The 13,550-nt window shown below is 59.9% G+C and carries 14 protein-coding genes; 4 read left to right on the top strand and 10 right to left on the bottom strand.

What is annotated here, in order from left to right:
- From ACKWJN_RS15895 to ACKWJN_RS15930, 8 genes are all read right to left on the bottom strand, one after another.
- Positions 1 to 556, bottom strand: a 556-nt coding sequence (locus ACKWJN_RS15895; RefSeq protein WP_408598531.1) for an amidohydrolase family protein, incomplete at its 3' end; no start/stop codon positions are given.
- Between the two features lie 18 nt (positions 557 to 574).
- Positions 575 to 1,375, bottom strand: a complete 801-nt coding sequence (locus ACKWJN_RS15900) for an ABC transporter permease (protein ID WP_408598533.1) — start codon at positions 1,373 to 1,375, stop codon at positions 575 to 577.
- Positions 1,372 to 2,229, bottom strand: a complete 858-nt coding sequence (locus tag ACKWJN_RS15905) for an ABC transporter ATP-binding protein (protein ID WP_408598535.1) — start codon at positions 2,227 to 2,229, stop codon at positions 1,372 to 1,374. The genes ACKWJN_RS15900 and ACKWJN_RS15905 overlap by 4 nt, the downstream gene beginning before the upstream one ends.
- 14 nt (positions 2,230 to 2,243) lie before the next feature.
- Positions 2,244 to 3,236: an ABC transporter substrate-binding protein gene (locus tag ACKWJN_RS15910; RefSeq protein ID WP_408598537.1), complete on the bottom strand. Its 993-nt coding sequence runs from the start codon at positions 3,234 to 3,236 to the stop codon at positions 2,244 to 2,246.
- Between the two features lie 300 nt (positions 3,237 to 3,536).
- Complete coding sequence (locus tag ACKWJN_RS15915) at positions 3,537 to 4,292, bottom strand: amino acid ABC transporter ATP-binding protein (RefSeq protein ID WP_408598539.1); 756 nt, start codon at positions 4,290 to 4,292, stop codon at positions 3,537 to 3,539.
- Complete coding sequence (locus ACKWJN_RS15920; RefSeq protein ID WP_408598541.1) at positions 4,279 to 4,929, bottom strand: amino acid ABC transporter permease; 651 nt, start codon at positions 4,927 to 4,929, stop codon at positions 4,279 to 4,281. The genes ACKWJN_RS15915 and ACKWJN_RS15920 overlap by 14 nt, the downstream gene beginning before the upstream one ends.
- Positions 4,922 to 5,593 (bottom strand): amino acid ABC transporter permease, encoded by a 672-nt coding sequence (locus ACKWJN_RS15925; protein WP_408598543.1) that lies wholly within the window; start codon positions 5,591 to 5,593, stop codon positions 4,922 to 4,924. The genes ACKWJN_RS15920 and ACKWJN_RS15925 overlap by 8 nt, the downstream gene beginning before the upstream one ends.
- A 13-nt stretch (positions 5,594 to 5,606) precedes the next feature.
- Positions 5,607 to 6,401 carry a transporter substrate-binding domain-containing protein gene (locus tag ACKWJN_RS15930; protein WP_408598545.1) on the bottom strand — a complete coding sequence of 265 codons (795 nt, stop codon included), beginning with the start codon at positions 6,399 to 6,401 and terminating at the stop codon, positions 5,607 to 5,609.
- A gap of 212 nt (positions 6,402 to 6,613) precedes the next feature.
- Here ACKWJN_RS15930 and ACKWJN_RS15935 point away from each other — a divergent pair, with 212 nt between their 5' ends.
- From ACKWJN_RS15935 to ACKWJN_RS15950, 4 genes are all read left to right on the top strand, one after another.
- Complete coding sequence (locus ACKWJN_RS15935) at positions 6,614 to 7,870, top strand: ATP-binding protein (RefSeq protein ID WP_408598547.1); 1,257 nt, start codon at positions 6,614 to 6,616, stop codon at positions 7,868 to 7,870.
- A gap of 132 nt (positions 7,871 to 8,002) precedes the next feature.
- Entirely contained in the window at positions 8,003 to 9,142 is a 1,140-nt protein-coding gene (locus tag ACKWJN_RS15940; protein ID WP_408598549.1) for an ABC transporter substrate-binding protein, read from the top strand.
- 8 nt (positions 9,143 to 9,150) lie between these two features.
- A complete protein-coding gene (locus ACKWJN_RS15945; protein WP_408598550.1) occupies positions 9,151 to 9,990 on the top strand; it encodes a shikimate dehydrogenase in 840 nt (279 codons plus the stop codon).
- Between the two features lie 15 nt (positions 9,991 to 10,005).
- Positions 10,006 to 10,824 (top strand): amidohydrolase family protein, encoded by an 819-nt coding sequence (locus ACKWJN_RS15950; RefSeq protein WP_408598552.1) that lies wholly within the window; start codon positions 10,006 to 10,008, stop codon positions 10,822 to 10,824.
- Here the strand turns inward: ACKWJN_RS15950 and ACKWJN_RS15955 are convergent.
- The gene (locus tag ACKWJN_RS15955) at positions 10,812 to 12,185 is read right to left on the bottom strand and encodes a TolC family outer membrane protein (protein WP_408598554.1); all 1,374 of its coding nucleotides are present in this window, start codon (positions 12,183 to 12,185) and stop codon (positions 10,812 to 10,814) included. The genes ACKWJN_RS15950 and ACKWJN_RS15955 overlap by 13 nt on opposite strands.
- A 4-nt stretch (positions 12,186 to 12,189) precedes the next feature.
- On the bottom strand, positions 12,190 to 13,527 hold the full coding sequence (locus tag ACKWJN_RS15960; protein WP_408598556.1) for an HlyD family type I secretion periplasmic adaptor subunit: 1,338 nt from the start codon (positions 13,525 to 13,527) through the stop codon (positions 12,190 to 12,192).
- Positions 13,528 to 13,550: the final 23 nt, after the last annotated feature.

Here is a 13,550-nt window from a genome sequence, read left to right on the forward strand (position 1 = left end):
CCTTATCGTCGGCAGCGTCAGATGTGTATAAGAGACAGGGCGGGCGCTCGTCGGTGGCAAACGAGCGGCCCATGGTGGCCCCCCCACGCAGCAACACAAAGCGCACGCCCAGACGCTCGGCCACGTTGAAGAGTGTGGCGCTGGGGTCGTAGCCCATGTTCGTGCCGTACAGGTAATGGTGATCGGCCACGGTGGTGCAACCCGACAGCAACAACTCGGCGATGCCGATGGTGGCGGCGATCTCAACCGCTTCTTCGCCCAAGTAAGGGCCATAGCGGTAGGGCACCGATTGCAGCCACTCAAACAGCGGCACGTTGAGCCCGGCAGGCACGCCTTTCAACACCGACTGAAACAGGTGGTGGTGCGTGTTGACAAAGCCGGGGTAGACCACGCAACCACGTGCGTCCACCACGGTCTCTCCCGCACGCGGGGTGAGGCTGCCCATCTCGGTGATGCGGTCGCCTTCGATGCGCAGATCGGTGGCACGGGTGCGTGCGTGGGGCTCGGGGCCGCCGGTCAGCATGGCGCTGGCGTTTTGAATCAGGGTGCTGGTCATGGGGTCGGGTCTCGGTGATCACGTTTCGGTGGTGGCTTCGCTGTCGTGCCAGTGGCCAATGGCACGCTTGGACGCCAACAGCATCAGCACAAACAGGGCAATGCCTGCAACAGAAATTAAAAACAAAGCGGCAAACAAACGTGGGATGTTGATTTGAAAACCCGCCTGCAAAATTTGATAGGCCAAGCCTGCGCCTTGACCCCCGGTGCCCGCCACAAACTCGGCCACCACCGCACCAATCAGCGACAAGCCGCTGGAGATGCGCAAGCCCGCAAACCAATAAGGCAGGGCGGTAGGAATTTGCAAGCGCAGCAGGGTTTGCAGCTTAGACGCGCGCTGCATGCGAAACAGCGAGGCCAAGCCCGGGTTGACGCTGCGCAGCCCCAGGGTGGTGTTGGCGATGACCGGGAACAAGGCAATGATGGTGGCGCACACGGTCAGCGCCAACATGGTGTCTTTGACCCAGATGATGATCAGCGGGGCAATGGCCGCAATGGGCGTGACTTGCAGCAGCACCGCGTAAGGAAAGAAGCTGATTTCAATCCAACGGCTTTGCACAAACACAAACGCGATCAAGGTGCCCATGAGTGTGGCCAGCACAAACGCCATGAAGGTGATTTGCATCGTCACCCACAGCGACTTCATCAAGATCACAAAGTCCAGCCGCAGGGTGGTGGCAATCACACTTGGGCGCGGCACGATGTAGTCGGGCACGGCCAAGTGCCAGCAGGCGACTTCCCAGGCCAGCAGCAACAACACGCCCACCAAGCCGGGAGCAAACCAGGTCAAGAACTTGTCGGAGCGAATCAAGGGGTTCATGCGGCACTCCCGGTGGCCACCGGTGTGGTGCCTTCTTCGCCGGTGCCACTGGCCAGGCTGGCTTGGTAGAGCAGGGCCGACAAGTCGGTGCAGTGGCGCCCAAAGGTGTCGCTGGTGCGGTAGGCCGCATCGCGCGGTCCGTTGTGCGCAATGTCGTAGCAGGCATGCACGCGCCCAGGGCGCGCGGCCATCACCACCACGCGGTCGGACAAGAACGCGGCTTCGTACACCGAGTGGGTGACAAACACCACCGTGAGGTTCTGTTCGATGCAGAGCTGACGCATGTCTTCGTCCAGCCGGTTGCGGGTGATTTCGTCGAGCGCGCCAAACGGCTCGTCCATCAGCAACAGGTTGGGCTGTGTCACCAGCGCCCGCGCAATCGACACGCGCATCTGCATACCGCCCGAGAGTTCGCGGGGGTAGCGTTGTGCGTAAGGGCCCAGGCCCACGCGCTCTAGCGCGGCTTGCACACGGGGTGTGCTCTCGCTCACGGGCACACCGGCAAGGTCCAATGGCAAACGCACATTGGCTGCCACACGGCACCAGGGCATCAGCGTGGCCTCTTGGAACACAAAGGCCAGCTGACGGCCGGGCTGGCCCACCGCGTCAAAGCCTGAGTGCCACCAACGGATGCGTCCGTCGGTGGGCGTGAGCAAGCCCGCCATCATGTTGAGCAGCGTGCTTTTGCCGCAGCCCGATGGGCCAATCAATGAGACAAATTCCCCTGCACGCACGCTCAAGCTCACCGGGGCCAGGGCTTGGGTGCCGTTGGCGTAGGTTTTGTGCGCGGACAACACGTCCACGCACGGGTTGTCGTGGGACGCCATCTCGGGCAGGGGTGTGGGGTCTGTCATGGTGTGTCTCAGGGTCAGGGCATCACGCGCAGGTCTTTGACAAAGTCGAGCGTGAACGCATTGCGCCACGGGGTTTCAGGCTTGATCAATTTTTCGCTCACCAGGTAGTCGTAGGTTTTTTTCCAGCGTGCTTCGGTCATGGTGCCCACGCCCAGCTTGGCTGCGTCACCACCACCCAAGACCTTGAGGTCTTTCATTTGCTTGATGGCAAACGCAATTTGTTCGTCGCTCATGTTGGGGTTGTCTTTTTTGATCAACTCATTGCCAGGCGCGGGGTTCTTGAAGTAACTCACCCAGCCCTCCATGGTGGCGCGCACAAAGCGCTTGACCGCGTCGGGGTTGGATTTGACAAAGCCCGTGGTGGACACCAAGGTGGTGCCGTAAGGGGGGTAGCCTTCATCGGCAAACAAGAAGAACTTGGCGGGCACATTGCCCTTCATGGCTTGGAAGGGCTCAGACGAAGGGTAGGCTTGTTGTGCCGTGTTGGCGTCGGCAAAGAAGGGTTGCAGGTTGAAGGTGTAGGGCTTGCTCTGCTCATCGGTGTAGCCATATTTGGCTTTCAGCCAAGGCCACCAACTGGCACGCCCCGACGAGGCCACCAAAATGGTTTTGCCTTTGAGGTCGGCCAGCGACTTCACATCGTCGTGGGTCAGCATGCCCTGCAAATCGCTCTGGAACGAGGTGGCCACGGTCACCACCGGCAAGCCTTTTTCCACACCGCTCATGACCTGAAAGTCGTAGCCCATGATCAAGTCGGCCTGACCTGCGGTGAGCAGTTGCATGCCGTTGATTTGTGGGCCGCCCATCTTGACGGTGACATCGAGCCCGGCTTTTTTGTACAAGCCGGTGGCCAGCGCCTGGTAGAAGCCGCCGTGCTCGGCCTGTGCATACCAGCTGGTGAGGAAGGTGATTTTGTCGTCGGCGTGAGCCAGACCTTGAAGCGCAAAAGCGCTGAGCAACAAACACTTGGCAATGAAGCTGCGACGTGGGGCTGTGTGCATGGGCATGTGGACCTCTTCAAAAATGGCGTGATTCACACCATGGCAAAGCCCTTGCGTTGCGCCCGCGCACACCGAAACAAGCTGCCTGCCAAGGCATTCGTTGTCGGTGGCAATTTCCTGCACATCGGGCAAGCCGATGGGCTGAACGCTTCTACCCCCACTGGCAAGGTTGCAAAGGCTGTGCCATGTTTTGGAGGGGGTGCTTGAGCCCATCGGCACGGCTTTGGCGCTGCCGTGAACCAAGTTGGGTTGTGCTTGCACCAAGATGGCGTGGCTGCGCGCTGCCTGGCCCTGAGCTGGAAATTTTTATTGCAGCGAAGACAAAAACTGTTGCAGCTCTGGCGTTTGCGGGTTGGCAAACAAGGTGTCGGGTGCGCCCACTTCGTGCACCAGACCTTGGTGCATGAAGACCACGCGGTCGCTGACCTTGCGTGCAAAGTTCATCTCGTGCGTCACCATCAGCAAGGTCATGCCTTCTTGCGCCAACGACTCCACCACCGCCAACACCTCGCCCACCAGTTCGGGGTCGAGGGCGGAGGTGATTTCGTCACACAACAAAATGCCAGGCGCCATGGCCAGGGCGCGTGCAATGGCCACCCGTTGTTGTTGCCCACCGGAGAGTTGCTCGGGGAAGGCGTTCAACTTGTCTGACAAGCCCACACGTGCCAACAAGCGAAGGGCGGTGGCTTGCAACTCGGGCTTGGGCGTCTTCTTGACCAAGCCAGGTGCCAGCGTGATGTTGTCGCCCACGCTCAGGTGGGGGAACAGGTTGAAGGACTGAAAAATCATGCCCACCTGCTGGCGCAAGGCGCGCATGGCCGCTGCGTCGTCGTACACCAAGGCCTGGCCTTGCACGGTGAGCGTGCCGTGTTGAAACACCTCCAAGCCGTTGATGCAGCGCAGCAGGGTGCTTTTGCCCGAGCCGCTTTTGCCAATGATGGCCATCACTTCACCCGCTTGGACTTGCAGGTCAATGCCCTTGAGCACCTCGTGGGTGCCATAGGACTTGCGCAAGCCCTGGATGTGGACGGCCAAAGGCGCATGGGGATCAGCGTGTGACATGGAGCTTGCTTTCTAAAACACGGGCGTACAGGCTGATGGGGTAGCACAGGGCGAAGTACAACAAGGCCACACAGCTGTAGACGATGAAAGGTTTGAAGGTGGCATTGGTGATCATGGTGCCGGCCTTGGTGAGTTCGATGAAGCCAATCACCGACGCCAGCGCCGTGCCCTTGACCACTTGGACCAGAAAGCCCACCGTGGGTGCCACCGCCACACGGGCGGCTTGCGGCAAGATGACCCAGCGCAGTTGCTCACCAAAACTCAGCGCCAGGCTTTGCGCGGCTTCCCATTGGCCCTTGGGTATGGCGCGCACGCAGCCATGCCAGATCTCGGCCAAAAAGGCGCTGCTGTAGAGCGTGAGCGCCACCGCAGCGGCGGTCCAGGCCGAGGTTTCAAAGCCCAGCAGCGCCATGCCAAAGTAGGCCAAGAACAACTGCATCAGCAGGGGGGTGCCTTGGAACACTTGCACATAGGCCGACACGCCAACACGCAAGGCTTTGCTGTGGGTGGTGCGCAGCACCAACAGCAACAGGCCCACCAGCCCGCCGCCCACGAAAGCGATCAGCGACAGCACCACCGTCCAACGCGCGGCCAGCAGCAAGTTGCGCACGATGTCCCACAGGGAGAACTCAACCATGGCGGCCTCCAAAGATGAAGCGCTGGCCCAACTGGTTGAGCGCCCAGCGCACGGCGCTGGACAAGAGCAGGTAGATCACGGTGGCCACGATGAAGGCCTCAAAGGCGCGGAAGTTGCGGCTTTGAATCAGGTTGGCCGCGAAGCTGAGTTCTTCGGTGGAGATTTGCCCGCACACCGCCGAGCCCAACATGACGATGATGATTTGGCTCACCAGCGCGGGCCACACGCGTTGCAAGGCGGGCGGCAGCACCACCCAGACAAAGGTTTGCATGCGCGTGAGTGCCAAGCTGTAAGCTGCTTCGATGTGGCCGGGCGGTGTGGCCTGAATGCCTGCGCGCACGATCTCGCTGGCATAGGCCCCGAGGTTGAGCACCATGGCAATCACCGAGGCCCATTCTGGCGTGAGCCGCACCCCCATGGCGGGCAAGCCAAAGAAGATGAAAAAGAGCTGAACAATGAACGGCGTGTTGCGAAACAACTCCACATACACACCCACCAGTGCGCGGCTCCAGGCCGCACCTTGGGTGCGCACCCAGGCGCAGCCCACACCGGCCAAGCCGCCCAGCAGGGCCGAGATGGCGGTGAGCCCCAGCGTCCAGGCCACGCCTTTGGCCAGCAGCGGCCACTGGGACAAGACGGCTGCAAAGTCCAGTTCAATTTGCATGGTGGGTCAGCCTTCAGTCGGGCAACTGGCCTGCACCACGACCGAGCCACTTCTGGGCCATCTTTTCAATGTCGCCGGACTTCTTGGCCTCGGCAATGATGGCGTTGACCTTCAGGCGCAGCGCGTCTTCGCCCTTGGCCACGCCAATGAAGTTGGGGCTGTCTTTGAGCAGCAACTTGTATTCGGCACCGAGTTGTGGGTTGCGTTGCATCATGTTGCCCGCCACCGAGGCACCTGTGGCCAGGAGCTGGGTTTGGCCCGAGACAAAGGCCGACACAGTGGCGTTGTTGTCTTCAAAGCGTTTGATGTCGGCGCTGGCCGGGGCCACCTTGGTCAGCTCTTGGTCTTCCATGGCACCCCGTGTGACCGCAATGCTTTTGCCCGCCAAGTCGTTCATGCTTTTGATGGAGAGCGACTTGGGCGCAAAGACAGCTTGAAAGAAGGGCGAGTAAGCCGCGGTGAAGTCGATCACTTTTTCGCGCTCTGGGTTTTTGCCCAAGGTGGAGATCACCAAATCGGCCTTCTTGGTTTGCAAATACGCAATGCGGTTGGCGCTGCTCACCGGCAGCAGCTCAATGCCCACCCCCATCTTGGCGGCGATGTGGTTGGCCATGTCGATGTCCAAGCCTTGGGGCTTGAGGTCGATGCCCACAAAGCCATACGGCGGAAAGTCGGTGGGGATGGCGATCTTGATGAGTTTGGATTTTTGAATGCCGTCCAGCGCCGACTGCGCATGGGCGCTGCCCCACATGCTGCCCAAGCACAGTGAAGCGGTGAGAGACAACAGCAAACGTTTTGAAATTTTCATGGTTCGTTCCTTGTTTGAATGAGGGATGGTCGATGCGCTGGATGAGGCGCACAAGCCTGCGATTGGACTAGCGAATAGCGTGCCATCCTCCAGTCTTTACCCCTGCGCTGGCCGTGTGTTCACTTGGGGACAGCGCATCGTTGGACCGCTGCCTTGACCGAAATCTGAATTAAACGTGAAATTTAGCATTGATGAAGCTAAAATGCACGGTTATGTATCCACGCCATGCCGCTCATCACCTGCAAAGCTTGTTTGCCGCCTTCCCCGTGGTGGTGGTCACAGGGGCCCGGCAAGTGGGTAAAACCACGTTGCTCAAGCAGGTGTTTCCGGCGCTGGACTACGTGGTCTTTGATGCCAGCCTGGACGTAGAGCAGGCACGTCGAGAACCCGAGTTGTTCCTCAAAAACCATCCTGCTCCTCTCATCTTGGATGAAATTCAATTTGCCCCCGAATTGGTGGCGAGCATCAAGCGGACGGTCGATGCGAATCACGCCAAGCCGGGCCAGTTTTTGTTGACTGGTTCGCAGCAATGGCAAGTGATGAGCACGTTGGCCGAGAGTCTGGCGGGGCGGGTGGCGTTTTTGGACTTGGCGGGCCTGAGCCTGTCGGAATTGAGCAGCGAACAAGCACAACCCGCAGCCAGCCTCTGGCTTTCGCGCTGGATTGCCGCGCAAGAGTCAGGCGAGCAACAAGACTTCGTGGCTTGGAGCCGCAGTGCAGCGCGCTTTGCAGGCAGCTTGCCAGAGTGGTTGTGGCGCGGCTTCATGCCCAAGGCTCAAACGCTAGAGCTGGCGCTGGTGCCCGATTTTTGGCAAGGCTACCACCGCACCTATGTGGAACGCGATGCGCGGCTGGCGGGCGAGGTGGGCGATTGGCATGACTTTGGCCGATTTGTTCGTTTGATGAGTGCCCTCACTGCGCAAGAGATCAACCACAGCCAACTGGGGCGCGAGATCGGCATCAACCCCAAAACCGCCCAGCGCTGGCTGCGCATGATGCAAGCCACCTACCAGTGGTTTGAATTGCCTCCCTTCTTTGCCAACCGCATCAAGCGGGTGAGCAAAAGCCCCAAGGGCTATTTGGTGGACACGGGCATGGCCTGCCACCACGCCGCCATGAGCAGCCCCCAAGCCTTGGGCGCACACCCTTTGTTTGGGGCTTTGTTTGAAACCGCCATGGTCAGCGAAATCCGCAAAACCTTGGCTTTGAGCGGGGGCAGCACCAACCTTTACCACTGGCGGGCCAGTACGGGTGCGGAGGTCGATTGCATCATCGAACGGGATGGCTGGCTGCACCCCATGGAGATCAAACTCACCAGCCAACCCACCCGCAAACAAACCCTGGGCCTGCAAGCCTTTCGAAAAGCCCATCCTGACCAACGCATTGGCCACGGCCTCATGCTGTGCGCCGTCGATCAACCTCGCTGGATCAGCGACGATGTGCTGGCTTTGCCTTGGAATTTGCTATGAAGCCCAAGGCCAGTTGGGCCAGTCCACGCTGGCGAGGTGCTTAGGCTCTTGGTGCGTCGGTGTGCCGCACGCACAGCTCAGACGGTCTGTTAAATTCCCTCTTTCTCATACCAATCAACAGGAGACAAACCCATGGTTCGAATTTTCAAAACTGCCACGTTGCTGGCTTGCTTGACGGCCAGCATGGCCATGGCCCAACAAACCGTCAAGATCGTTGGCTTGGTGGAGTTGACGGGCACGGGCACCACCTCGGGCACCAACTTTGACAATGGCATCAAGCTGGCCGTCAAAGAGATCAACGCCGCAGGTGGCATCTTGGGTCGCAAGATCGATTACCAAGCGTTTGACACCCAGTCCAACCCTGGCGTCTCCAAAGGCTTGGCCCAAAAGGCAGCCGACGATGGCGCGTATGTGGTGATGGGGCCGGTGTTCTCGGGCTCGATCTTGGTCAGCATGGCCGAGACGCGTCGCGCCGAAATCCCCAACTTCACCGGCGGTGAGGCGGCGGCCATCACCCAGCAAGGCAACCCCTACATCTTTCGCACCTCGTTCACGCAAGCCTCGGCCATGCCCAAGATTGCCAACTACATCCGAGACAACGTCAAAGCCAAAAGCGTGGACGTGATCTACACCAACAACGACTTTGGCAAGGGCGGGCGAGACCTGATCATGAAGGCTTTGGAGTCACGTGGCATCAAGGTGGCATCTGACATTTCCACCGAACCCGGGCAGTTGGACTTCAGCAGCCCCGTGCTCAAAGCGCGCCAGAGCAACAGCGACGCGGTGTTTGTCTACACCAACGAAGAAGAAGCCGCACGTTTGCTGCGCGAGTTGCGCAAGCAGGGCTACAACAAGCCAGTGATTGGTGAGACCGTGTTGACCAGCCAAAAAGTGATTGAGCTCGCAGGTGACAGTGCCAATGGTGCCGTGGCCCACGTGGGCTTGACCGCCGATGCGCCCCAAGCCACGGTGCGTAAATTTGACGAAGCCTACCAGCGCGAATTCAAAAGCCGCACAGACCACAACGGCCTGAAGGGCTACAGCGGCATCTACATCGTCAAAGCCGTCACAGAGAAAATTGGCAAGTTCGATCCCAAGGCTTTTGCCGTGGCGATGCGCGGCATCAGCTTGTCGGCCAAAGACCATCCCGGTATCTTGTTGGATGTCAGCTTTGACGCCAACGGCGACCTCGACCGCGAAAGCTACATGACCCGTGTGGTCGGCGGCAAGCAAGTGGTGAGCGATATCCTTCCTCCGGTTAACAAAAAATAAGGTGATCTGTGTCTGATCAGAAATTCGTTTTGGCGGGCGTCATGGGCTGGCCCGTGGCCCATTCGCGCTCACCCGTGATCCACAACCATTGGATTGCCCAATACGGCTTGCGGGGCACCTACGCCTTGCTGGCGGTGCAACCCGACAAATTGACCGACGCCATCCGTGGCTTGCCTGCCTTGGGCTTTGCCGGGTGCAACATCACCATCCCGCACAAGGTCAACGCCATGGCCATGATGGACGTGGTGCACCCGGTCGCCCAACGCATGGGTGCCATCAACACCATCGTCGTGCAAGCCGACGGCAGCTTGCACGGCTTCAACAACGACGGCTTTGGCTACATCCAAAGCCTGCGCGATGCCAAGCCCGATTGGCATGGCGATGCGGGCCCGGTGCTGGTGTTGGGCGCGGGCGGTGCGGCGCGAGCCGTGGTGCTCAGCCTGTTGGACGAAGGCGCGCCTGAAGTGCGCTTGGTCAACCGCACGCGCAGCAAGGCCGACGACTTAGCTGCCTTGCTGGGCGATCGTGTCAAGGTGTACGACTGGCGCGAACGCAACGACGCCATGGCGGGCGTGGCCTTGCTGGTCAACACCACCAACCAAGGCATGCACGGTCAGCCTGGGCTGGATGTGCAACTCGATGCGCTGCCTGCCACCGCCTTGGTGTCGGACGCCATTTACATTCCGCTGGAAACACCGTTGCTGGCCGCCGCACGTGCGCGGGGCCACACCACGGTCAATGGCCTGGGCATGTTGCTCAACCAAGCGCGTCCTGCGTTCCATGCCTGGTTTGGCGTCATGCCTGAGATCACCCCCGCCTTGCACCAAGCCATTGCGGCCACGTTCTAAGGCGCTGGCGTGTCGATGTTTGAGTTGCCCAAAATAGACAGCCACTGCCACGTGCTAGACCCACAGCGCTTTGCGTACGCGAGCGACGTGGCCTACCACCCGCAGGGGCAAGAGATTGGCACTGCCGATTACTTTGCCCACGTGATGGATGCCTATGGCGTACAACACGCGCTGCTGGTCGGCCCCAACTCGGGCTACGGGTTTGACAACCGCTGTTTGTTGGACGCCATCGCCCAAGGGGCAGGGCGCTTCAAAGGCATTGCGGTGTTGGCCGACGACACAACCAGCGAGCAGCTGCAAGCGCTCCAAGCCCAGGGCATTGTGGGGGTGGCGTTCAATGTGTCTTTGCACGGCTTGGCTTACTACCAAGCCATCGAGCCCTTGCTGCAACGCATGGCGGCCCTGGGGCTGTGGGCGCAATTTCAGGTCGAGGCCGACCAGCTGGTCGAGCTCATGCCCATGATCGGGCGCACCCAAGTGCCGGTGCTGATTGACCACTGTGGGCGTCCGCGCTTGAGCGATGGCCTGCAAGCACCGGGCGTGCAAGCGCTGTTGGCGCTGGGTCGCAGCGGGCAGGCGGTGGTGAAGATTTCTGGCTACGCCAAGTTCTCGCAGCAGCTGTTTCCGTTTGACGATGTGGATGCCCATGTGGCGCAACTGGTGCAGGCGTTTGGCATGGCGCGTTGCATTTGGGCCTCAGACTGGCCTTATTTGAAAGCGCCATACCGTTTGGACTACGGCACCTTGCTCAAGCGGGCGGCGCGCAGTTTCCAGCCGCACGAGTTGCAGCAACTCATGTGGGACAACCCCAAGAGGTTGTTTCAGTTTGATTGAGCCACTGGCGGTTTCGCATCGGACACCAACCAGCGGTTGATCTCTTCGGTGGCGTTGAGCGGCGTGGCACCTGTCAGCACCGCCAGTTTTTGTTGGGCCATCAAAAACTGGTAACGCGCTTGTGACAAGTCGCGTTTGGCTTCGGCTTCACGTTGCAGTGCATTCAACAAATCGGTTTGCGTGCGCACGCCCGCTTGGATACTTTTCTGTGACGACACCACCAACTGCTGGGCCGAACGCAAGGCTTGCTCCAGCGCACGCACCTTGAGCAAACCCTCGGTGATGTTTTGGTATTCCTTGCGAACCTGCAAGGCGAGCGTGCGACGGGCTTGCTCAAGGTTCTCGCGCTCACGGTCCAAGTAAGCCTGTGATTGCCGCACCGTTGATTGGGTGTAGCCCCCAGAAAACAACGGCACGTTGACTTGAATGCCCGTTTGGTAGGTCAGGTACGTGGCCAGTGGGTTGATCAAGTTCTCACTTTTGCTGAGTGACTTTTGTGCCACCCAATCGACCGTGGGCAAATGCCCCGACTCGGCTTTGACCACTTCCAGGCGCGCCACTTCTACCTTGGCCTTGGCCAAGGCCAAGTCTGGGTTGTCCACTTCGGCCAAATTCATGAAGTGCTGCAAGTCAAAGGCAGGGGCTTGCACGGTGAACTGCGCGGCGTCTAGCCGTGCCAGGTGGTCCACCGGCGTGTTGAGCGCGGTTTCCAATTGGTGTTTGTTGTAGAGCAGCTGCTGTTTGACTTGCAGGGACTGCGCGATCACCTGGTCCAAGCGGGCTTGCACCTCATCCACATCGGTGCGTGTGCCTTGGCCCTTGTCAAAGAAGCGTTGTGCCGCTTTGAGTTGGCCTTGGGTGGCCTCTAACAGTTTTTCGGTGGAAGCGACCACGTCTTCAGAATACAAGGCCTCAAAGTAATACCCCGTGATGCGCGTCAGCAGCTCAATTTCGGCCCGTGACTCATCGGCCACACTGCCCACCCATTGCGCTTGCGCTTGTTCAAACTGGGCGAACTGATTTTTTCTGAACAGGGTTTGCCGGATCGTGAGCGTGCTGTTGGCGCTGTTGTAGGCGAAGGGCGCTTGGGTCACGCCGTTCTCTGTTTTGTTCAAGTTGATTTTGTTGTTTGACCCCGAAAACGACATATTGGGCAGCAACTGCGCCACCGCCTGCGGCATGGCTTCGCGCGTGGCCTGCACGCTGTACATGGCCGCTCGGTACGTGGCGTCTTGTTGCCGCGCTTGGCTCCATGTCTGGGTCAAGTCCAGCGCGCTGGCGTGCCAATGCAAGCCCATGCCGCACAGTGCCAGGGCCGTGCAGCGAGCGAGGTAAGAGGCGCAGCGAACGCGGTGGGCCATGCGCTTATTCCTCTTTCATCGATTGGGCCAAGCGGCGCACCAAGGGGTACATCAAATACGTCAGCATCGAGCGCTCGCCGGTTCGAATCACCACCTCCGCCGTCATGCCGGGCTGAATGGCGCGCGAAGCCAGCGCTTGTTTCCCCTTGTCGGTGATGTCAATGCGAGCCAAGTAATACGACTGGTGGCTTTCGGTGTCGGTCAGCAAGTCGCCGGAGATGGACTTCATTTCGCCTTCCACCACCAACTGGGGCGAGTGGGCAAACGACGAAAACCGAATGTCGGTCATCAAGCCCGGCTTCACGCGGTCAATGACGTGCGGCGGAATGCGGGCCTCCACCATCAGCGGTGCGCGCTCTGGCACGATGTCCATCAGGTGCTGGCCCGGTCCCACCACGGCTCCCACGGTCTGCACCGACAAGCCGACCACCTGGCCTGCGGCCGGAGAACGGATGTCGGTGCGCTCCATGTCTTGGGTCACGGCGGTGAGTTTTTCGGCATCGGCTTGCACCTCGCGGCGAATTTCAGCCAACTGGTTTTCAATTTCTTTTTGGTACTCGAGTCGCGTGACCTTCATGCGTTGGCGCACTTCTTCGGTCGAGCGCGACAGCCGTTGGCTGTTGGACTCGATGTCAGCAATCACGCTCGACACTTCGGCTTGGTTGCGGTTGAGTTCCAGCTCCTTGTTGCGCGGCATGTAACCTTCTTTGACCAGGTCTTGGATGCCCGACAACTCTTCTTGCACCAGACGCAGCTGGGTGCGTCGCTCGCTCAGCATGCGCTGGCTGCCCAACAGCAAGGCCTCTTGCCCGGCCAAACTTTCGGCCAAAGCCGCCAAACTGGCTTGCAAGGACGAGCGCCTGGACGCAAAGAGTTGCTCTTGAATCAGCTGGTGTTGTGCCACCAGCGCGTCGCCGCGTGCGCTGTGCAGGTCTGGGTGCCAGGTGATCTTGGACAGGCCTTGCTGCTCGGCCAGCAAACGGCTTTCTGCGGCACGCAGGGCTTGGTAGTGCTGACGCACAGATTCCAAATTGGCACGCACCACGGCCTGTTCCAAGGTCATCAGCACTTGGCCTTCTTTGACAGCGTCTCCCTCGCGCACCAACACCTCTTTGACAATGCCGCCTTGCAAATGCTGAATCGCTTTGCGTTTGGTGTCCAAGGTGACCAGGCCTTGCGCGGGCACACCTTCGTCAATGGGCGCCCAGATGGCCCAAGCCAAGACAACCGCCAAGCCAATCACCAGTGACCACAAACCGTAGTGGGTGACCGAGCGGGTTTGGCTCATCGAGGCGAGTTCTTGCGAAGGCGAGGGCGGGGGCGAGTGGGGTGGCGTGTGCATGGTGTTCAATTCAAGAGCTGGCC

Source organism: Limnohabitans sp. (assembly GCF_046052825.1).
GTDB lineage: Bacteria > Pseudomonadota > Gammaproteobacteria > Burkholderiales > Burkholderiaceae_C > Limnohabitans.

What these genes read in the sequence shown, in the direction of transcription:
- ACKWJN_RS15935 (WP_408598547.1), top strand. Translation starts at nt 6,614, where the DNA reads ATGTATCCACGCCATGCCGCTCATCACCTGCAAAGCTTGTTTGCCGCC.
- ACKWJN_RS15960 (WP_408598556.1), bottom strand. Translation starts at nt 13,527, where the DNA reads ATGCACACGCCACCCCACTCGCCCCCGCCCTCGCCTTCGCAAGAACTC.
- ACKWJN_RS15930 (WP_408598545.1), bottom strand. Translation starts at nt 6,401, where the DNA reads ATGAAAATTTCAAAACGTTTGCTGTTGTCTCTCACCGCTTCACTGTGC.
- ACKWJN_RS15920 (WP_408598541.1), bottom strand. Translation starts at nt 4,929, where the DNA reads ATGGTTGAGTTCTCCCTGTGGGACATCGTGCGCAACTTGCTGCTGGCC.
- ACKWJN_RS15900 (WP_408598533.1), bottom strand. Translation starts at nt 1,375, where the DNA reads ATGAACCCCTTGATTCGCTCCGACAAGTTCTTGACCTGGTTTGCTCCC.
- ACKWJN_RS15910 (WP_408598537.1), bottom strand. Translation starts at nt 3,236, where the DNA reads ATGCCCATGCACACAGCCCCACGTCGCAGCTTCATTGCCAAGTGTTTG.
- ACKWJN_RS15950 (WP_408598552.1), top strand. Translation starts at nt 10,006, where the DNA reads ATGTTTGAGTTGCCCAAAATAGACAGCCACTGCCACGTGCTAGACCCA.
- ACKWJN_RS15940 (WP_408598549.1), top strand. Translation starts at nt 8,003, where the DNA reads ATGGTTCGAATTTTCAAAACTGCCACGTTGCTGGCTTGCTTGACGGCC.
- ACKWJN_RS15925 (WP_408598543.1), bottom strand. Translation starts at nt 5,593, where the DNA reads ATGCAAATTGAACTGGACTTTGCAGCCGTCTTGTCCCAGTGGCCGCTG.
- ACKWJN_RS15905 (WP_408598535.1), bottom strand. Translation starts at nt 2,229, where the DNA reads ATGACAGACCCCACACCCCTGCCCGAGATGGCGTCCCACGACAACCCG.
- ACKWJN_RS15915 (WP_408598539.1), bottom strand. Translation starts at nt 4,292, where the DNA reads ATGTCACACGCTGATCCCCATGCGCCTTTGGCCGTCCACATCCAGGGC.
- ACKWJN_RS15955 (WP_408598554.1), bottom strand. Translation starts at nt 12,185, where the DNA reads ATGGCCCACCGCGTTCGCTGCGCCTCTTACCTCGCTCGCTGCACGGCC.